The 18,982-nt window shown below is 59.5% G+C and carries 17 protein-coding genes; 14 read left to right on the top strand and 3 right to left on the bottom strand.

Annotation, left to right across the window (positions count from 1 at the left end):
• Positions 1-56: 56 nt before the first annotated feature.
• Positions 57-1,091 carry a glutamine synthetase beta-grasp domain-containing protein gene (locus AC07U5_RS04300; RefSeq protein WP_112359988.1) on the bottom strand — a complete coding sequence of 345 codons (1,035 nt, stop codon included), beginning with the start codon at positions 1,089-1,091 and terminating at the stop codon, positions 57-59.
• A 500-nt stretch (positions 1,092-1,591) separates the two neighbouring features.
• Between AC07U5_RS04300 and AC07U5_RS04305 the strand changes: the two genes are divergently transcribed.
• From AC07U5_RS04305 to urtD, 5 genes are all read left to right on the top strand, one after another.
• A complete protein-coding gene (locus tag AC07U5_RS04305) occupies positions 1,592-1,777 on the top strand; it encodes a DUF2735 domain-containing protein (RefSeq protein WP_494722369.1) in 186 nt (61 codons plus the stop codon).
• A 194-nt stretch (positions 1,778-1,971) separates the two neighbouring features.
• Positions 1,972-3,261 (top strand): urea ABC transporter substrate-binding protein, encoded by a 1,290-nt coding sequence (gene urtA / locus AC07U5_RS04310; RefSeq protein WP_062426226.1) that lies wholly within the window; start codon positions 1,972-1,974, stop codon positions 3,259-3,261.
• A gap of 238 nt (positions 3,262-3,499) precedes the next feature.
• The gene (urtB, locus tag AC07U5_RS04315; protein WP_494722370.1) at positions 3,500-5,107 is read left to right on the top strand and encodes an urea ABC transporter permease subunit UrtB; all 1,608 of its coding nucleotides are present in this window, start codon (positions 3,500-3,502) and stop codon (positions 5,105-5,107) included.
• Positions 5,104-6,273: an urea ABC transporter permease subunit UrtC gene (gene urtC, locus AC07U5_RS04320; RefSeq protein ID WP_113274123.1), complete on the top strand. Its 1,170-nt coding sequence runs from the start codon at positions 5,104-5,106 to the stop codon at positions 6,271-6,273. The genes urtB and urtC overlap by 4 nt, the downstream gene beginning before the upstream one ends.
• A 7-nt stretch (positions 6,274-6,280) precedes the next feature.
• Complete coding sequence (urtD, locus tag AC07U5_RS04325; RefSeq protein WP_113180730.1) at positions 6,281-7,042, top strand: urea ABC transporter ATP-binding protein UrtD; 762 nt, start codon at positions 6,281-6,283, stop codon at positions 7,040-7,042.
• Positions 7,043-7,241: 199 nt separating this feature from the next.
• Here the strand turns inward: urtD and AC07U5_RS04330 are convergent, their stop codons facing one another.
• Positions 7,242-7,526 (bottom strand): GIY-YIG nuclease family protein, encoded by a 285-nt coding sequence (locus AC07U5_RS04330; protein ID WP_494722371.1) that lies wholly within the window; start codon positions 7,524-7,526, stop codon positions 7,242-7,244.
• 191 nt (positions 7,527-7,717) lie between these two features.
• On the opposite strand from AC07U5_RS04330, the gene urtE reads away from it, so the two are divergent.
• The 7 genes from urtE (at position 7,718) to ureC (ending at position 13,671) form a co-directional block, all read left to right on the top strand.
• Positions 7,718-8,413: an urea ABC transporter ATP-binding subunit UrtE gene (gene urtE / locus AC07U5_RS04335; RefSeq protein WP_062598804.1), complete on the top strand. Its 696-nt coding sequence runs from the start codon at positions 7,718-7,720 to the stop codon at positions 8,411-8,413.
• A gap of 242 nt (positions 8,414-8,655) precedes the next feature.
• A complete protein-coding gene (locus tag AC07U5_RS04340; protein WP_494722372.1) occupies positions 8,656-9,870 on the top strand; it encodes a CE1 family esterase in 1,215 nt (404 codons plus the stop codon).
• Complete coding sequence (locus AC07U5_RS04345; protein WP_494722373.1) at positions 9,801-10,628, top strand: urease accessory protein UreD; 828 nt, start codon at positions 9,801-9,803, stop codon at positions 10,626-10,628. Before AC07U5_RS04340 ends, AC07U5_RS04345 begins: the two co-directional genes overlap by 70 nt.
• Before the next feature lie 117 nt (positions 10,629-10,745).
• A complete protein-coding gene (locus AC07U5_RS04350; RefSeq protein ID WP_062426232.1) occupies positions 10,746-11,048 on the top strand; it encodes an urease subunit gamma in 303 nt (100 codons plus the stop codon).
• Positions 11,049-11,128: 80 nt separating this feature from the next.
• Positions 11,129-11,434 carry an urease subunit beta gene (locus AC07U5_RS04355; protein ID WP_062439962.1) on the top strand — a complete coding sequence of 102 codons (306 nt, stop codon included), beginning with the start codon at positions 11,129-11,131 and terminating at the stop codon, positions 11,432-11,434.
• Positions 11,434-11,862: a lysozyme inhibitor LprI family protein gene (locus AC07U5_RS04360; RefSeq protein WP_494722374.1), complete on the top strand. Its 429-nt coding sequence runs from the start codon at positions 11,434-11,436 to the stop codon at positions 11,860-11,862. Before AC07U5_RS04355 ends, AC07U5_RS04360 begins: the two co-directional genes overlap by 1 nt.
• A 99-nt stretch (positions 11,863-11,961) precedes the next feature.
• The gene (gene ureC, locus AC07U5_RS04365) at positions 11,962-13,671 is read left to right on the top strand and encodes an urease subunit alpha (RefSeq protein ID WP_062426235.1); all 1,710 of its coding nucleotides are present in this window, start codon (positions 11,962-11,964) and stop codon (positions 13,669-13,671) included.
• A 230-nt stretch (positions 13,672-13,901) separates the two neighbouring features.
• Here the strand turns inward: ureC and AC07U5_RS04370 are convergent, their stop codons facing one another.
• Positions 13,902-15,221 (bottom strand): MFS transporter, encoded by a 1,320-nt coding sequence (locus AC07U5_RS04370; RefSeq protein ID WP_113267036.1) that lies wholly within the window; start codon positions 15,219-15,221, stop codon positions 13,902-13,904.
• Positions 15,222-15,590: 369 nt separating this feature from the next.
• On the opposite strand from AC07U5_RS04370, the gene AC07U5_RS04375 reads away from it, so the two are divergent.
• Together AC07U5_RS04375 and AC07U5_RS04380 are read left to right on the top strand one after the other, a co-directional pair.
• On the top strand, positions 15,591-17,342 hold the full coding sequence (locus tag AC07U5_RS04375) for a sensor histidine kinase (protein WP_494722375.1): 1,752 nt from the start codon (positions 15,591-15,593) through the stop codon (positions 17,340-17,342).
• Entirely contained in the window at positions 17,339-18,661 is a 1,323-nt protein-coding gene (locus AC07U5_RS04380; RefSeq protein WP_494722376.1) for a sigma-54-dependent transcriptional regulator, read from the top strand. Before AC07U5_RS04375 ends, AC07U5_RS04380 begins: the two co-directional genes overlap by 4 nt.
• Positions 18,662-18,982: the final 321 nt, after the last annotated feature.

Raw genomic sequence — 18,982 nt, forward strand, 5'->3', positions numbered from 1 at the left:
AAACGGCAGACGGAAAAATGGCGTCGCCCGGATCGAGCGACGCCACTTGTTTTAGATTAGGCAGCAGCCGACTTTGCCGTCGGGACTTCTGCGATCGTCTTCAGAACGACGGAAGCGATCTGGTATGGGCAGCCCTGGGAGTTCGGACGACGGTCTTCGAGGTAACCACGATAGCCGTTGTTGACGAAGGAGTGCGGAACGCGGATCGATGCGCCACGGTCTGCAACGCCGTAGGAGAACTTGTTCCACGGAGCGGTCTCGTGCTTGCCGGTCAGGCGCAGGTGGTTGTCTGGACCGTAAACGTCGATGTGCTCTTTCCAGTTCTTTTCGAAGGCAGCCATGAGGGCTTCGAAATAGTCCTTGCCGCCAACTTCACGCATGAACTTGGTGGAGAAGTTGCAGTGCATGCCAGAGCCGTTCCAGTCGGTGTCGCCGAGCGGCTTGCAATGGAATTCGACGTCGATGCCGTACTTTTCGCACAGGCGAAGAAGCAGGTAGCGAGCGATCCAGATCTGGTCGGCGGCACTCTTGGAGCCCTTGCCGAAAACCTGGAATTCCCACTGACCCTTGGCCACTTCGGCGTTGATGCCTTCGTGGTTGATGCCTGCTTCGAGGCAGAGGTCGAGATGCTCTTCGACGATTTCGCGAGCGATCGAACCAACGTTCTTGTAGCCGACGCCGGTGTAGTACGGGCCCTGCGGAGCTGGGTAGCCCTGCTCTGGGAAGCCGAGCGGGCGGCCATCTTCGTAGAAGAAGTATTCCTGCTCGAAGCCGAACCAGGCGCCTTCGTCGTCAAGGATGGTTGCGCGGCTGTTGGACGGATGCGGCGTGACGCCATCCGGCATCATGACTTCACACATGACCAGCGCGCCGTTGGTGCGGGCAGGGTCAGGGTAGATTGCGACTGGCTTGAGAACGCAGTCAGAGCTGTGGCCTTCGGCCTGCATGGTGGAGGAGCCGTCAAAGCCCCAAAGCGGAAGCTGCTCGAGTGTTGGGAATTCGTCGAATTCCTTGATCTGCGTCTTGCCGCGCAGGTTTGCTACCGGCTTGTAACCATCCAGCCAGATGTACTCGAGTTTGAACTTAGTCATTACGAACCTCTCATGGGTTAAGATGCGAAGCCTTGATTGTTTTCGTCCGGTTACCGGTGGAAAACGCTCTCGCTTTCAAGGGCTGCCGATAGATATGCATGCCGCGTGCCAATTCGCGTCCGGCTCGAATCGACACCTCATTTTTTTCTGCCAACCTTGCTGCCGAACCGGTTGGTACGGCAAAATTCCGCCTTGCAGCGTAATGAAGGGTTTTCGCGAATTTTTAGAATTATGAAGGCGTTATGAAGCGAAATCGGCCGATTTTCTGCTGAAACTGTAAGCGTTAGGGTCGTTCTGAATGTTTTTTGATCTGAAAGTGCGAAATTTGAGTGATTAGCTGCATAAAGACTATTCGATTAACCGACGCGCGATCGATGTGATTAAAAATTAGGCTTTGTGATATTTTTTTAAGCGGATGGGGTGAATTTCGGCTTTCAATCGGCTATAGTCCGGAACGAAGCATGGTGCTGAGGTGTTTGACTGGAAGAAAAGAGGCCGTCATGAGAACCGAACCCAATTTTGAAAGTGCCAAGATCTATCAGTTCCCCGTCGGAGGCCGTGCAGGCTACCGATGCTTTCGCAAGGATGCGTCGGTTCAGTCCATCCAGGCAGAGGCTCCGCGCGTGGACTTCGACAGCTGGTACCATCAGGACGCCATTGCCGAGGACGAAAAGCCCCGTAACTGAGGTATCTCGCGTCCTCGCTTAGCCCGTCGGCTGACCTTGCGTCGGCCCTCACACTTCCATGTGCTGATTTCGCCACCCCACCTACGTCAAACGACGTATACGGTTTCGCGGCACCGAGCCCGATAGTCCCCTCCAGCAGCGGTTCAACATGCCGCTGAGGCCTTCACGGCCCAACACGAAGAGGGGTTCTTCCGATGACTTTCAGCAAGATGCTCACTGGCGCGCTGCTCGGCGCCATCATGTCCACCACCGCATTCCATGGCGCATTTGCCGCTGACGACACGATCAAAATCGGCGTGCTGCACTCGCTCTCCGGCACGATGGCGATTTCGGAAACGACGCTGAAGGACGCCATGCTGATGCTCATCGATGAGCAGAACAAGAAGGGCGGCGTTCTCGGCAAGAAACTGGAAGCCGTCGTCGTCGATCCGGCCTCCGATTGGCCGCTCTTTGCCGAAAAGGCGCGTCAGCTGATCAGCCAGGACAAGGTCGCCGCCGTCTTCGGTTGCTGGACCTCGTCTTCGCGCAAATCCGTTCTGCCGGTGTTCGAAGAGTTGAACTCCATTCTCTTCTACCCTGTGCAGTATGAGGGCGAAGAGTCCTCTCGCAACATCTTCTACACCGGTGCTGCACCGAACCAGCAGGCGATCCCTGCCGTCGATTACCTTGCCAACACCGAGGGCGTCGAGCGCTGGGTTCTGGCCGGTACCGACTATGTCTACCCGCAGACCACCAACAAGATCCTGAAGGCCTACCTGATGTCGAAGGGCGTCAAGGAAGAGGACATCATGATCAACTACACGCCATTCGGTCACTCCGACTGGCAGACGATCGTCTCCGACATCAAGAAGTTCGGCTCTGCCGGCAAGAAGACTGCCGTCGTTTCCACCATCAATGGTGATGCGAACGTTCCCTTCTACAAGGAACTGGCGAACCAGGGCGTGAAGGCTGAAGACATTCCGGTCGTCGCCTTCTCCGTCGGTGAAGAAGAGCTTGCCGGTCTCGATACCACGCCTCTCGTCGGCCACCTTGCTGCCTGGAACTACTTCCAGTCCGTCGATACGCCGGTCAATGCCGAGTTCATCAAGGAATGGCACGCCTTCACCAAGAACGACAAGCGCGTGACCAACGACCCGATGGAAGCCGCCTATATCGGCTTCAACGCCTGGGTAAAGGCCGTCGAGGCTGCCGGCACCACGGATACCGACAAGGTTCTGGATAGCATCATCGGCGTTTCGGTGCCGAACCTGTCTGGCGGTTACGCCACCGTCATGCCGAACCACCACATCACCAAGCCGGTGCTGATCGGTGAAATCCAGTCTGACGGCCAGTTCCAGATCGTCCAGCAGACCGCGCAGGTCGTGGGCGACGAGTGGTCCGACTACCTGCCGGACTCCAAGGACCTGATCTCCGACTGGCGCAAGCCAATGTCCTGCGGCAACTTCAACGTTGCGTCGGGCAAGTGCGGCGGCAAGGGCATGTGATTGGGTGATCCCTCTCGAGGCGCTGATGCGCCTCGACTGGACTCCGGCTCAACTCCGGGGTGAGGGAGACCGGGCAAGCGCCCCACACACTGCCGTCATCCTCGGGCTTGACCCGAGGATCCACTGTTTACACTCACTCCCTCTAGCGTCGCTGGTTTCTGGCCGACGTGATGGATCCTCGGGTAAAGCCTGAGGATGACGTCGAGAGGGAGGGAGGCTCCAAGGGGGACTTGGGACCATGTTTTTCCGACTGTTGGCCGTGATCGGCCTGTTGTTCAGCCTGACGGCTTCGGCCTTTGCCCAGCAGGGCGATGCCAAGCCGTTGATCGATGCGCTGGGCAAGGCCGACTTCAAGCAGGCTGAAGCGTTGATCGGGCAGATTGCTGCGACCGGCGATGCGCGCGTCGTGCCTGCACTCGAAGCGCTTGCTGCCGGTGAGCTCTATGTTCGCAAGGCCGACAGTCTGGTGTTTCTCACCAAACTCGCCGGCGATAATCTGACCCTGATCGATCCGGTGACGGGTGAGGCGGTCGGTGAGGCGCCGAAAGCGGCGGTGACGAAGATCAAGGTCAACAATACGCTGCGCCGTGTCACGCGCGCAGCACTCGGCGGTCTGACGCTGCTGAGCCCCGATCGTGGCGTGCGGCTTGCCGCGGCCGATGCCGTGTTGAAGGCGCCGAGTGCTGAAAATCTCGGGCTGTTGGAAGCGGCTCTTGCCAAGGAAACCGATGCACAGGTACGCGCACGCATGGAAGAGGCGCGTGCCGTTTCCCTCCTGAGTTCCAACCGTTCCGTCGAAGACAAGCGCAGTGCCATCGACACGATCAAGACGATCGGCGGGCGCGATGCGATCAGCATCCTAATGGCTTCATCGTCCTCCGTCGATGCCAGCCTGAAGCCGGACATCGACGCGGCGATCTCCCACATCCAATCCTCGCTGGCGCTATGGGATGCCGCGCAGAATATCTGGTACGGCCTGTCTCTCGGCTCCGTGCTGCTGCTTGCGGCCATCGGCCTTGCCATCACCTTCGGCGTGATGGGCATCATCAACATGGCGCATGGCGAGATGGTGATGATTGGTGCCTATTCCACCTTCATCGTTCAAGATATCATTCGCAGTCACTTCCCGGGCCTGTTCGACTGGTCGCTCACCATCGCGCTGCCGGTCGCCTTCATCGTCACCGGATTTGTCGGCCTCGTCATCGAGCGCGGCGTAATCCGCTTTCTTTATGGCCGGCCGCTGGAAACACTGCTGGCCACCTGGGGTATTTCTCTGATCCTCCAGCAGGGCGTGCGCTCCATCTTCGGGCCGACGAACCGCGAGGTCGGAAGCCCAAGCTGGATGTCCGGCTCCTTCAGCGTCGGTTATCTGAATTTCACCTGGAACCGCGTCTGGATCGTCTGCTTCTCGCTGTCGGTGTTCTTCGCTCTGCTTCTGCTTCTGAAGCGCTCGTCCTTCGGTCTGCAGATGCGCGCCGTGACCCAGAACCGGCGCATGGCCTCTTCCATGGGTATTCGCACACCCTGGGTCGATGCGTTTACCTTTGCGCTCGGTTCCGGCGTTGCGGGTCTTGCGGGCGTCGCGCTCAGCCAGATCGACAATGTGTCGCCCAATCTTGGCCAGAGCTACATTATCGACAGCTTCATGGTCGTGGTCTTCGGCGGTGTCGGCAATCTCTGGGGAACGCTGGTCGGCGCGCTGTCGCTTGGTGTTCTCAACAAGTTCCTGGAGCCGACCGTCGGTGCCGTTCTCGGCAAGATCCTCGTCCTCGTCCTCATCATCCTGTTCATCCAGAAGCGGCCACGCGGTCTCTTCGCACTCAAGGGAAGGGCGATCGAAGCATGATTACCGGCTTTCTCCTTCGCGCGCTCGACCGCCGCATCTCGATTGCCATCGGCATCATTCTGGCCGTTGCGCTCATCATTCCGGCGCTGAACCTGCTCTTGCCGCCCAGCAACCCGCTGCATGTACCGACCTATATGATGTCGATGCTCGGCAAGTATCTGGCTTACGCGCTACTGGCGCTGGCACTCGATCTCGTCTGGGGTTATTGCGGCATTCTCTCGCTCGGCCACGGGGCGTTTTTTGCGCTCGGCGGCTATGCCATGGGCATGTATCTGATGCGCCAGATCGGCTCGCGCGGCGTCTATGGCGATCCGGTGCTGCCGGATTTCATGGTCTTCCTCAACTGGAAGGAACTGCCCTGGTTCTGGCATGGCTTCGACATGTTCTGGTTCGCCATGCTGATGGTGCTGGTCGTGCCCGGTCTGCTTGCTTTCATCTTCGGCTGGTTCGCCTTCCGCTCGCGCGTCAATGGCGTCTACCTGTCGATCATCACCCAGGCCATGACCTACGCACTGTTGCTCGCCTTCTTCCGCAACGACATGGGTTTTGGCGGCAATAACGGCCTGACAGACTTCAAGGATATTCTCGGCTTTTCCGTTCAGGCGGATGGTACACGTGCGGTACTCTTTGCCATGACCGCACTGATGCTGGCGCTGTCCCTGATGATTGCCTCCGGTATCGTCAACTCCAAGTTCGGCAAGGTGCTGGTGGGTGTGCGCGATGCCGAAAGCCGCGTTCGCTTCCTTGGCTTTCGCGTCGAAAACATCAAGCTCTTCACCTTCGTCGTCTCGGCGATGATGGCGGGCATTGCCGGTGCGCTTTTCGTGCCGCAGGTGGGCATCATCAATCCTGGCGAGTTCGCGCCGGCCAACTCGATCGAGGTGGTTGTGTGGACGGCCGTTGGCGGTCGCGGCACGCTGATCGGGCCAATCATCGGCGCGCTGCTGGTCAATGGCGGCAAGAGCTATTTTACCGGCGCCTTTCCCGAGTTCTGGCTCTTTGCGCTGGGCGGCCTCTTCATCGCCGTGACGCTGTTCTTCCCCAAGGGCATTGTCGGCACCATCCAGCACACTATGGCGGGTCGTCGCGGCAAGGGTGCAAAGCCCAAAGACAACCCGGCAAAGCCCGGCAATGACGATGCGGTGGCGCATCAGGCAGCGGAGTGAGGCGGATATGAACACAGTTTCTGATACGAGAGCAAAAAGCCTGCTCTATCTCGACGGCGTTTCCGTGTCCTTCGATGGCTTCCGGGCGCTGAACTCTCTGTCCTTTGTGGTGGAGCCCGGCGAGTTGCGCGCCATTATCGGCCCGAATGGAGCCGGCAAGACGACGATGATGGACATCATCACCGGCAAGACGCGGCCGGACAGCGGCACCGTGCTGTTCGAAGACCAGATCGACCTGACGAAGAAGGACGAGGCCGATATCGCCCAGCTTGGCATCGGCCGGAAATTCCAGAAGCCGACCGTGTTCGAAAGTCATACGGTCTGGGACAATCTGGAACTGGCGCTGAACCGCAAGCGCGGCGTGTTCGCCACGCTGTTCTATCGCCTCACTGCAGAGGACAAGGCGCGCATCGAGGAAATCCTCGCAACCGTGCGCCTCGGCCACCGCCGTCACGACTTGGCGGCGAACCTGTCGCACGGACAGAAACAGTGGCTGGAAATCGGCATGTTGCTTGCGCAGGAGCCGAAGCTTCTGCTGGTGGACGAACCGGTGGCGGGCATGACGGACGCCGAGACGGCGGAAACGGCAGTGCTATTGAAGGAAATCGCCAAGACCCGTTCCGTGGTGGTGGTGGAACACGACATGGGCTTCATCCGCGAACTCGGCGTCAAGGTGACATGCCTTGCCGAAGGCTCCGTGCTGGCCGAGGGATCGATCGATTTCGTTTCGAACGATCCGAAGGTCATTGAGAATTATCTGGGGCGGTGAGGGGATGGCTTCTAGTGTTCAAGGTTGGTGGGTGTTGCCGTGGATCCTCGGGTCAAGCCCGAGGATGACGGACGAGGGTGAGGTTGCGCTTCAGCAGAACCCACCAACGATGCCTGAGATTGGGGCACCACATAAGCTCCACCCACTGCCGTCATCCTCGGGCTTGACCCGAGGATCCATGGCAGCACGCGCCGTTGCCTCATCCAAACTCCTCATACAAATCCCGCCACTCGGGATTCAAATCCTCGATCAGCTTGATCTTCCAATCCCGGTACCACCGTTTCAAACTCTTCTCCCGCTGGATCGCCGTGCCAATGCTCATGTGCTCTTCGTACCAGACGAGCCGCGTGCAGCCATAGCGGCTGGTAAAACCCTTCGTCAGACTTTCGCGGTGCTCATAGATGCGCTGCTCAAGATTGGACGTCACGCCGATATAAAGCGTACCGCGCTTCTGGCTGGCGACAATGTAGACGTAACCGCTCATCGTGGTCGTTCCCGGTTGTGGATCCTCGGGTCAAGCCCGAGGATGACGGAAGAGGTTGAGGCTACCCTACAGCCAAACCGGCGAACAATCCCCGAGATCGGGGCACCACATAAGTCCCGCCCACTGCCGTCATCCTCGGGCTTGACCCGAGGATCCATATTACAGCCGAAGCCGAAGCCGAAGGTAACACCATGCTGAGCGTCGAAAACATCAATCTTCATTACGGCGCGGCGCAGGCTTTGCGTGGCATTTCGCTCAATGCCGAGATGGGCAAGATCACCTGTGTGCTGGGGCGCAATGGGGTGGGCAAGAGTTCGCTGTTGCGTGCGGTCACCGGGCAGCATGCCATCAGCGGCGGCTCGATTACCTTTGGTGGTGAGAGCCTGAATGGACTTGCACCCTACCAGCGGGCAAAGCGCGGAGTCGGCTATGTGCCGCAGGGGCGTGAGATCTTTCCGTTGCTGACGGTGCAGGAAAATCTCGAGAGCGGTTATGCACCGCTGCCGCGCAAGGAGCGGTTTATTCCCGACGACATTTTCAGCCTGTTTCCGGTGCTGCAAAGCATGTTGTCACGCCGCGGCGGCGATCTTTCCGGTGGCCAGCAGCAGCAGCTGGCGATCGGCCGGGCGCTGGTGACGCGTCCAAAGATCCTGGTGCTGGATGAGCCGACCGAAGGCATCCAGCCTTCGATCATCAAGGATATCGGCCGGGCCATCAAGTATCTGCGGGACTCCACCGGCATGGCGATCCTGCTTGTCGAGCAATATCTGGATTTCTGCCGCGAGCTTGCCGACTATGTCTACATCATGGATCGCGGCGAGGTCGTGCATCAAGGTGCGGCGGAAACGCTCGACACGCCGGAAGCGCGGCGGCATTTGACAGTATAGTTGCTGCTGATTTGCTCACGCCGTAATAAAAACCTCGTGATAAAGTGAACAGCCATGCGCTCAGGCATGGCTTTCATGCAGGTTTTTACGTTTCATTCACCAAAGTCCTGTGTTATTGGCAACATGAATGCTGCATGCAAGACACACCCGAGAGGTCATCTGCACGCCGCGACCGTCGATCCCTTACATTCCGCGAATTTTCCGGCATCTTGTCGGAGAACTGTGCCAATAAAGGCGTGCCGATGAATTTGACTGTTGCTGGCCGGACGCTCCGGCTTCAATTTCCTGCCAAGACATTGTTCGCAGGGTTTGCCATCCTCACAAGCATGAGCGCCGCAGCATCGGCGTCGATGTGCGGTGAGGCTGCAAAGCCCGGTCGGCATGAGTTTTCGCTCACGTCACAGGGGTCAGAACGCGAGGGCGTCTATTTCGTTCCATCTTCATATGATGGATCGAAGCCGGTGCCGGTGGTTTTTGACTTTCATGGCAGCAACAGCAACCCGAACGGCCAGTTGGATCGCAGTGGCTGGGACAAGGTCGCCGAACGTACGGGCGTCATGGTCGTGGCACTGCAGGGCAGTCTCGACGGCGATCTGCCCGGTACCCATGCCTGGAACGTGCCGGGCGTGACCACCCGCAAGGGGGGGCTGGACGAGGTCTCTTTCATCCGCGATGCGGTTTCCATGGTGAAGTCGAAGTTCTGCGTCGATGAAGAGCGCTTCTATGGCTCCGGCTATTCCGGCGGCGGGCGCATGCTTTCCCAATATCTGTGCAGCGGCAGCAATGATTTTGCCGCGGCTGGCTTTGTCGCCTCGCTGCGCGCAGGCGTTCCGGTGGAAGCTGAAGGCCGCTGGCGGCCGGATATGGCAAGCTGCACGCCGGCCAAGCCCATGTCGATCATCGCTTTTGCCGGCACGAAGGATCCAGCCAATCCCTATCAGGGCGGCGGCAAACCTTACTGGCAGTATGGCGGCGAGACGGCGCTGAAGCGGTGGGCGGAGCTCGATGGCTGCAAGGGTGCCGTCAAAAGCAAGTCTCTCGGCAACTTCACCTTCAATTCCTATGATGTCTGCAAGAGCGGATCGCGCATCCATTCCTATGTGATCGACGCCTGGGATCATGCATGGCCGCGCGCCACGATGAAGTCCGACGTCATTGCCGCTTCTGCCGTTCTGACCCGCAAGCCCGGCAGCGATGTGACGCCGAAGGCGCAGCCTGCGGTGGACCGCAGGGCATCCGGTGATGAGAGCGCAAGACAGGTTGATGCAGCCGAAAGAATGTGGGATTTCTTCCAGAATACGGAAGGGCAGATGGTTGTCGACGCAACGTCGAAGACGGATTGCTCTGTGAAAGCGGTTTCCGCATCCGCGAAGCCCTCGGAGACGACGTGCAGCCAGTCCTTGAAAGCATCAGCCAACCCCGTCCGCAACGCGCCCGTGGCCGAGGACGCATTGTAACCAAAGCGCTTGATGGGCGCAGCCGTCTGGATGAATTGTTCCAGGAAGGCTGCGCCAAGATCAGGCTCCCCGATACATTTTCCAATGAAATGGAAGCCATTCTCATCAATTCCTCCGGCGGTTTGACCGGGGGAGACGAGGTGGAATGGCAGGCGCATGCCAAGGCAGGCACCAGCCTTGTCGTGACCACGCAGGCCTGCGAAAAGGTCTACAAGGCCGCTGCCGGGACTGCGACTGTCTCCGTTCGTGTCACAGCGGAAGAAAACACCCGGCTGCACTGGCTCCCCCAGGAAACCATCCTTTTTGATCGCGCCTCGCTGACACGCAGGCTGGAGGCCGATCTGCATGCCTCGTCCGAGTTTCTCGCTGTGGAAGCGGTGCTGCTTGGCCGTCAGGCCATGGGCGAAGCAATGGAAGAGGGACTGTTTCGGGACCGCTGGCGCATTCGCCACGGCGGCAAGCTCGTTCATGCGGAGGAGCTTTTTCTCGACGGTCGCATTGCCGATCTGACGCAGCACTCTTCCGTTCTTGCGGGCCGTGTCGCCTTCGCCACCATCCTTTATATCGGGCCGCTGGCTGAGGCGCTCTTGCCTAAAATCAGAGCGTTTGCCGGAGAAAGCGGCGGCGCCAGCGAATGGCAGGGGAAGCTCGTCGTGCGACTGTCTGCACAGGACGGTTTCTCCTTGAGAAAAATGCTTTTTCCCATCATTTCGCTCTTGCGCAACGGCGCGCCAGTGCCGAAAGTCTGGAATCTGTGAAGCGGGTGCAGCACGCCTAACGCCGGATGACCGTTCGGCCTAAGTGACTGCATCGGCGGGATGATTTTGAGCGTACCTTCCAAGCTTTGAAGGACGCTCGGCTGGAATGGGACGACGATGAACCTTACTCCCCGGGAAAAAGACAAGCTCCTGATCTCCATGGCCGCCATGGTGGCGCGCCGGCGGCTCGAACGCGGCGTGAAACTCAATTATCCAGAGGCGATCGCGCTGATCACCGACTATGTGGTGGAAGGTGCGCGTGACGGCCGCGCCGTGGCCGAACTGATGGAAGCGGGCGCCCATGTCATCTCGCGCGATCAGGTCATGGAAGGCATAGCCGAGATGATCCACGACGTGCAGGTGGAGGCCACTTTCCCGGACGGCACCAAGCTCGTCACCGTGCATGAGCCGATCCGTTAAGACCGACTGATTTTGTTTTACGCATGTCAGAATGCAAAATCGCTCATGCTTTTGCCGGACATGCTGAAGGGAGAACCGCGATGATACCAGGTGAGATCATTGCTGCCGAGGGCACGATAGAGCTCAATGCCGGCCAGCCGACTGTGACCATCGAAGTCGCCAATTCCGGTGACCGCCCGGTGCAGGTGGGCAGCCACTATCATTTCTTCGAAACCAATGCCGGGCTGATTTTCGAGCGCGACAAGGCCCGCGGCATGCGACTGGATATTCCGGCCGGCACGGCGGTGCGTTTCGAGCCGGGGCAAAAGCGTGAAGTGACGCTCGTGCCGCTTTCCGGCAAGCGCGAGGTCTATGGCTTTCGCCAGCAGGTGATGGGGAAGCTTTGATGGCCTCGCAGTTGAATCTGGGCGCCTTTGTTTCGCTCTTCCTGCTTGTCGGCTCCGGCGCCGCCACCACGGCGTTTGCCCAGGACAAAAAGGTCAATTGCGCCGACCCTCAGACGCAGATGGAGATGACTCAGTGCGCCGGGGAAGACTACGACAAGGCCGACGAGGACTTGAATGTCGAGTACCAGAAGCTCCGCAAGCTTTTGGGCGAGCGCGACAAGGTGGCTGACGAGAACGGCAAGGGCGCGGTCGATGCGCTGGTTGCTGCGCAGCGCGCCTGGGTCGCCTACCGCGATGCCAATTGCAACCTTGCGGGATTTCAGGCGCGTGGCGGGTCGATGGAGCCGCAGCTTGTCGCCTCTTGCCTTGCGCAGATGAGCCGCGATCGGACGCAGGAGTTAAAGACGCTTTCCGCACAGTTCTGGTAGCCCGGATCTGTCAAGATACGTCACGATGCCAAGGCGGACGCCGCCTTGGTCTTTATCAAAACAATAGCCTTCTCCGCCTCTGAGGGAGCCAGACCGCCCATGTCCTACAAGATTTCCCGCGCCGCCTATGCCAGCATGTTCGGCCCGACCACCGGCGACAAGGTGCGCCTGGCCGATACGGAGCTGTTCATCGAAATCGAAAAGGATTTCACCACCTATGGCGAAGAGGTGAAGTTCGGTGGTGGCAAGGTCATTCGTGACGGCATGGGCCAGAGCCAGGCGACGCGTGCGGAGGGTGCGGTCGATACCGTCATCACCAATGCGGTGATCGTCGATCATTCGGGCATCTACAAGGCCGATGTCGGCTTGAAGGACGGGCGCATCCACGCGATCGGCAAGGCGGGCAATCCGGATACGCAGCCGGGCGTGACGATCATCGTTGGCCCTTCGACCGAAGCCATTGCAGGTGAGGGCAAGATCCTGACCGCCGGCGGCATGGACGCCCATATCCACTACATCTGCCCGCAGCAGATCGAAGAAGCGCTGATGAGCGGCGTCACCTGCATGCTGGGCGGCGGTTCTGGCCCTGCGCATGGAACGCTTGCCACCACCTGCACCGGCGCATGGCATATCGAACGGATGATCGAAAGCTTCGATGGCTTTCCGATGAATCTGGCACTTGCCGGCAAGGGTAATGCCTCGCTGCCGAAGCCGCTGGAAGAAATGATCCTGGCAGGCGCCTCCTCGCTGAAGTTGCATGAGGACTGGGGCACGACCCCGGCAGCCATCGACAACTGCCTGACGGTGGCCGACGCCTTCGACGTGCAGGTGATGATCCATACCGATACGCTGAACGAAAGCGGCTTCGTGGAAGACACGGTGGCCGCCATCAAGGGCCGCACCATCCACGCCTTTCATACGGAAGGGGCAGGTGGCGGTCACGCGCCGGATATCATCAAGATCTGCGGCAACCCCAACGTCATTCCGTCCTCCACCAATCCAACGCGGCCCTATACGGTCAATACGCTGGCGGAGCATCTCGACATGCTGATGGTTTGCCACCATCTGTCGCCATCGATCCCTGAAGACATCGCCTTTGCCGAAAGCCGTATCCGCAAGGAGACCATCGCGGCGGAAGATATCCTGCACGATATCGGCGCCTTCTCGATCATCTCCTCCGACAGCCAGGCTATGGGCCGCGTCGGCGAGGTGGCGATCCGCACCTGGCAGACGGCTGACAAGATGAAGCGTCAGCGCGGCCGTCTGAAGGATGAAAAGGGCGAGAACGACAATTTCCGCGTTCGTCGTTACATCGCCAAATACACGATCAATCCAGCGATCGCCCATGGTGTGAGCCACGAGATCGGCTCGGTCGAAGTCGGCAAGCGCGCCGATCTCGTGCTTTGGTCCCCGGCCTTCTTCGGTGTGAAGCCGGAAATGGTGCTGCTCGGCGGTTCGATTGCGGCAGCCCCGATGGGCGACCCGAACGCCTCCATTCCCACGCCGCAGCCGATGCATTACCGGCCGATGTTTGCGGCTTACGGCAAGCTGCGCACCAACTCCTCCGTTACCTTCGTCTCGCAGGCCTCGCTCGATGGCGGCTTGGCACAGCGTCTCGGTGTGGCGAAAAAGCTGGTGGCGGTGAAGAATGTCCGTGGCGGTATCTCGAAGGCCTCGATGATCCACAACACGCTGACCCCGCATATCGAGGTGGACCCGGAGACCTACGAGGTGCGCGCCGACGGCGAGTTGCTGACCTGCGAACCGGCAACGGTTCTGCCCATGGCGCAGCGCTACTTCCTGTTCTGATATCGGGCTTTTTGAAACGGTCCGCATAACTGCGCGATCGTCGCCTTAGCGTCGTCTCCGCTCCGTTGGCGGATTGGCGAGGGGCGCACGCGTTTGAAATGATGCGTTGTGCTTTTGCGATACTGACGTCAGTTGCGAGAATTGGTCTACCTCCAAAAACGAAGCGGGCGCCGTCCAGAGACGGCGCCCGCTTCGTTTTGTTATCGGTCGCAGACCCCTGATGAGGGTCTTTAGTCTTCGATGATCTCGCTCTGCTTGCTGGTATCGCGCATGAACAGGTAGACGACAAGCGACACGCCGATCATGGCGGTGACGTACCAGTAGAAGCCCTGTTCCCAGCCAGCGCTCTTGAAGCGCAGTGCGACGAACTCCGCGGTACCGCCGAAGAGCGTGTTGGCGAGAGCGTAAGGGAGAGCAACGCCGAGTGCGCGGATATGGGCGGGGAAGAGTTCCGCTTTGACCACGGCGTTGATCGAGGTGTAGCCCGTCACGATCACCAGTGCGGCCATGACCAGCAGTCCGGCAATCAGCGGATCCTTGGTGTGTTCCAGGGCCGAGAAGATCGGGTAGGTGAAAAGAACGCCCATCACGCCGAATGCGATCATAAGGGGTTTGCGGCCGATCTTGTCGGACAATCCGCCCGCGATTGGCTGCAGCAGCATGAAGATGAGGAGCGTGATCGCATTGATCTCGCTGGCGACTTCGCGCGAGAAGCCGGAGGTGTTGACGAGGAATTTCTGCATGTAGATCGAGTAGGCGTAGAAGGCCAAGGTGCCGCCTGCGGTCAGCAGCATGACGAGTGCGGTCTCTTTCGGATGCTTGGTCAGAAGCTGCCAGAAGCCGGACTTCGGCTTGCCTTCAGCCTTGGCGTTCTTGAAGCTTTCGGTTTCTGCAAGGCCACGACGCAGCCAGAAGACCACGACGGCAAGTGCCGCACCGACGAAGAACGGGATGCGCCAGCCCCAGGCATTCAAATCTTCCGTGGTCATGACGTTTTGCAGAATGATGAGGACGGCGATGGCCAGAAGCTGGCCCGAGATCAGGGTCACGTACTGGAAGGAGGAGAAGAAGCCGCGGCGTTCCTTGCCGGCCATCTCGGAAAGATAGGTGGCAGAGGCACCATATTCGCCGCCAACGGAAAGCCCCTGCAACAGACGGGCGATGACGAGAAGTGTGGGCGCGGCCACGCCGATCGTGTTGTAGTCAGGCGTCAGCGCAATGATCAGCGAGCCCAAGCACATCAGGGTTACCGAAAGCGCCAGACCGGACTTGCGGCCATGACGGTCGGCATAAAGACCCATGATCCATGCGCCGACGGGGCGCATTACGAAGCCGACGGCGAAGACGGCTGCGGAATTGAGAAGCTGTGCGGTCTGATCGCCTGCGGGAAAGAAGTGCGGTGCGAAGTAAAGCGCAAAGGCGGCATAGACATACCAGTCGAACCATTCGACGAGATTGCCCGTCGAGCCGCCAATAATCGATTTCAGGCGGTGCTTGCGGTCCGCTGACTGCGCGGCTCCTCCCTGGGTGACAGTATTTCCGGTCTCGATCAACACACTCAGACCCTCCCTTGGTCAAGTTTTACAAAGACGCCCAGTGCCTTCTTCCAGGCAGGGCCAAGATCGTGACGCGCGGCTAGGGGCTTGGGTCTTCCCTTAAAGTGACCAGCGATTGTCCCGCTCAAAGCGTGCTTGCTGATCAGCACATGGCCGTTGATTTTTAGCTGTTGGGCCATCCTCCCGACGGCGCGTCCTCTTCATGCAATCTGCGGGAGGGGCGGTCGACGTGTGAAGGTTTTGTTGCGCTTTGGTCAAGCTATTGAATTTTATTATTTTTCCCAAAATTGTCTTCGGGCTACCGATAAAATTTGTGCTGATTTTTGCATGGCATTCTGATAGGTTGTGCAATATCCTGCACAGATGTCAGTGAAACCTCGTCTACAAATCGTCGTGCTGGTGCTGCTCGTCCTGGCCGCTATCGCTCTCGTCTGGAGTGGAGCGTCACTCTGGTCGCGTAGGCAAGCATCGCAGCAACTGGCCAGAGAGGCCGAGTTGCTGGTACGCCAGCACAGCCTGTTGATTGACAGCGAACTTGCCCGTTTTCGGCTCATGCCGATCGTTCTGGGCGAATATGGCGATCTGGTCGATGTTCTCTCGACCAGGAATGCTCAGACGGCAGCGCGGCTCAGCGAAAAGTTCGGCTCTCTCGTGCGAGAGACCGGAGCCTCCTATATCTATCTTATCAATCGAAACGGCATTGCCGTTGCCGCCTCCAATGCCAGCGATGACAGCAGCTTCGTCGGGCAGGATTTCGGCTTCCGGCCCTATTTCTCCGGCGCCATGCGCGACGGGAAGGCGGAGTATTATGGTGCCGGCTTACTCACCCGTCAGGCGGGATTGTTTCTGGCGCGGCGCGTCGGCCAGAACGACGCGGCATCCGGCGTCGTCGTCGTTAAATACGAGTTCGGTGCGCTTTCCTCCATCTGGGCCGGTGATCCGGGGCGCACGCTGATCGTCGATGCCAACGGCATCATTCTGGCGGCACCCGACAAGGACCAGATTTTGACAACGCTTGCGCCTTTGCCAACCGCGGTCCGCCAGCGCATCGATGCGATCAGCCAGTATGGCGATGCAAAGTTGGAGCCGGGCAATTATCGGTTTGCCGGTCCGGATCATATCGAGACGGCTGAGGGCGCTGACATGGTCTATGCCGCACTTCCCATTGCCGGAACGGATCTTCGCATCCTGCATCTTCTCAACACGCGGCAAGCGCGTCTCGCCGCAGACCGGCGAGCGACGTTTGCCACGCTTGCCATCCTGCCGCTTCTGCTTCTCGCCGGTTTCGTCGTCTGGTGGCAGGCCAATCGTACTGCGAGGCGCGCTGCGGAGCGGCGTAGCCTGGAGGCGGCGGTTGCTGAAAGAACGGCGCAGCTTCGTGAAGAAATGGGCTATCGGGCAATTGCCGATCAGCGTTATCGGGAGGCGCGCGAGGAACTGGCGCAGGCCAATCGGCTCGCCTCTGTCGGCTCCATCACCGCTGGCCTCATGCATGAGATCAATCAGCCGGTTGCCACCATTCGCACCCTTTCGGAAAATGCGCTGCACCATCTTGCCGCCAGTCGCAGCGAACGTGTTCGCGACAGCCTCGGTACGATGATTGCGATGACGGAGCGGATCGGCACGCTGACGCAGGAAATGCGCGGTTTTGCCCGCAAGGGGGAGGGGCAGATCCGCGAAGAGCCCCTGGATGAGATGATCGCCGGCGCCATGCTGTTGATGGAAGACCGGATCCGCAAGGCGGGCATTCGCCTGACCTTGCCGCCAGGCGGTCGACCAACTGTGCTGGGCAAACGTGTGCCGCTCGAACAGGTTGTCGTCAATCTGCTGCAGAACGCCATGGATGCGCTGGAGGGACATCCCGATCCAGAGATTGCGATCACGGTGCAGCGTGAAGAGGGCATGATTTGCCTGACGGTTGCCGATAACGGCCCCGGCATCGATCCACAGCTTGGCAAGCAAGTCTTCGAGCCCTTCGTTACCGGCAAGCCCAATGGTCTTGGGCTCGGTCTCGGCATTGCCCAAGACATCATGAAGGATCTCGGCGGTTCTCTCACCATCACGGCGTCGGCGCTTGGGGGCGCGGCCTTTACTGTGACGATGAGGGCGGCATGATGCAGAACGCACCGGAGAAGATCCTGCTCGTCGAAGACAACCTCGCCTTTCGCGCAGCATTGGCGGACAGTTTCGCCATCGCCGGGTTGGAGGTGGAAGTGCATGACGATGGGAAATCGGCGCTCGCCAGCCTCTCCACAACGCTGCCCGGTGTCGTCGTCACCGATCTTCGCATGCCGCGGCTCGATGGCAACGACCTGTTCGATGCCATTCTGGCGCGAGACCGGGAATTGCCAGTCATCTTGATGACGGGGCATGGCGATATCGCCATGGCAGTGGCGGCTTTGAAGCGGGGCGCTTTCGACTTCGTGGCAAAGCCGTTCATGACGGACCATCTGATCGCCTCCGTCCGGCGGGCGCTCGAAACGCGCCGCCTCGTCGTCGACAATCGGCGGCTGCGCCAAGCGGCCTTGGAAGCGGAACTGACATCGCCGCTGCTTGGCCAGACGCCGGCGATGGTGCAGTTGCGGGACCTGGTCGAGCGGGTCGCGCCAACGGACGTCAATGTTCTGATCGAAGGGGAGACTGGCACCGGCAAGGAGCTGATTGCCCGACTGTTGCACCAGGGAAGCGCGCGACGTGCGCGCCCCTTCATCCGCGTCGATTGCGCGTCGATCTCTGATACGGCGGTTGACGAGACGCTGTTCGGGACGCGCCTGCGTCGTGGGCTGATTGCCGAGGCCCAGCGCGGAACGCTGTTTCTGGATGGGGCGGAGACCATGTCTGCCCTGATGCAGGGGCGGATGCTGGGCGTGGCGGAGAGCCGCGAAATGCCCAATCCCAGCGGCGGGACGATGCCCGTGGATATCAGGATCATCACCACCCTGACACGCAAACACCTTGCCGGTGATGACGAAAGGGCGGGCTTTCGCAAGGATCTGTTGTATCACCTCGAGACCGTGCGCATCGGTGTGCCGCCTCTGCGCCAGCGGCAGGGGGATATCGCCATCCTCTTCCACGTGTTTTTAGAGGACGCGGCGCGTCGGCATGGGCTTCCCAGCCCGCAGATCGATGCCGAGATCGAGGCGTTTCTGCTCAGCAACGAATGGCCGGGCAATGTCCGTGAATTGCGCAACTATGCAACGCAGATCGCGCTTGGCCTCGCGTCACCGCGCCACGGCCTATCGACGAGGCTGGGCCTTGTGGAGCAGATGGATGCTTTCGAAACAAGCGTTCTCACACAGGCACTTCAAAACCATGGCGGTGACGCTACGGCTGTTGCGGAAGCGTTGAAACTTCCGCGACGGAGCCTGTATGCGCGTTTGCAGCGTCTGGGCATCTCCCCATCCTCTTTCCGCAAACCCCGGGAGGAGAGCTAGGATCTGTCTCTCTTCGTCTCGCTGAGAGCATGCCGCGGAAAGCCCTCGGACGCTGTCATGCGGAAATCTGGGGATAACGACACCAAAGCAGAACTGGGGCCGCGTGCGGCAAAGCGGAGGCGCCCGACAGCATTTTCATGAGAATTTTGCGGATCATTCCTGCTGCTTCGCCGTTCATGCCCGTGGGGAATGACAAGCTTAAGGTCATCCTTGTTTAAGCACATATGCGATTAATTTCACCACGACCGCACATGCATAAAACTAGCTTAAACTTTTACTTGTTCTATTGAAGATGTCGCAACCTTTTCTGCTTATCGGTTG

Source organism: Agrobacterium sp. GW821-FHT02D03 (genome assembly GCF_059421725.1).

Bases quoted from the DNA above. Each gene is read 5' to 3' on its own strand.
- AC07U5_RS04300 (WP_112359988.1), bottom strand. From the start codon at position 1,091: ATGACTAAGTTCAAACTCGAGTACATCTGGCTGGATGGTTACAAGCCG.
- AC07U5_RS04305 (WP_494722369.1), top strand. From the start codon at position 1,592: ATGAGAACCGAACCCAATTTTGAAAGTGCCAAGATCTATCAGTTCCCC.
- urtA (WP_062426226.1), top strand. From the start codon at position 1,972: ATGACTTTCAGCAAGATGCTCACTGGCGCGCTGCTCGGCGCCATCATG.
- urtB (WP_494722370.1), top strand. From the start codon at position 3,500: ATGTTTTTCCGACTGTTGGCCGTGATCGGCCTGTTGTTCAGCCTGACG.
- urtC (WP_113274123.1), top strand. From the start codon at position 5,104: ATGATTACCGGCTTTCTCCTTCGCGCGCTCGACCGCCGCATCTCGATT.
- urtD (WP_113180730.1), top strand. From the start codon at position 6,281: ATGAACACAGTTTCTGATACGAGAGCAAAAAGCCTGCTCTATCTCGAC.
- AC07U5_RS04330 (WP_494722371.1), bottom strand. From the start codon at position 7,526: ATGAGCGGTTACGTCTACATTGTCGCCAGCCAGAAGCGCGGTACGCTT.
- urtE (WP_062598804.1), top strand. From the start codon at position 7,718: ATGCTGAGCGTCGAAAACATCAATCTTCATTACGGCGCGGCGCAGGCT.
- AC07U5_RS04340 (WP_494722372.1), top strand. From the start codon at position 8,656: ATGAATTTGACTGTTGCTGGCCGGACGCTCCGGCTTCAATTTCCTGCC.
- AC07U5_RS04350 (WP_062426232.1), top strand. From the start codon at position 10,746: ATGAACCTTACTCCCCGGGAAAAAGACAAGCTCCTGATCTCCATGGCC.
- AC07U5_RS04355 (WP_062439962.1), top strand. From the start codon at position 11,129: ATGATACCAGGTGAGATCATTGCTGCCGAGGGCACGATAGAGCTCAAT.
- AC07U5_RS04360 (WP_494722374.1), top strand. From the start codon at position 11,434: ATGGCCTCGCAGTTGAATCTGGGCGCCTTTGTTTCGCTCTTCCTGCTT.
- ureC (WP_062426235.1), top strand. From the start codon at position 11,962: ATGTCCTACAAGATTTCCCGCGCCGCCTATGCCAGCATGTTCGGCCCG.
- AC07U5_RS04375 (WP_494722375.1), top strand. From the start codon at position 15,591: ATGTCAGTGAAACCTCGTCTACAAATCGTCGTGCTGGTGCTGCTCGTC.
- AC07U5_RS04380 (WP_494722376.1), top strand. From the start codon at position 17,339: ATGATGCAGAACGCACCGGAGAAGATCCTGCTCGTCGAAGACAACCTC.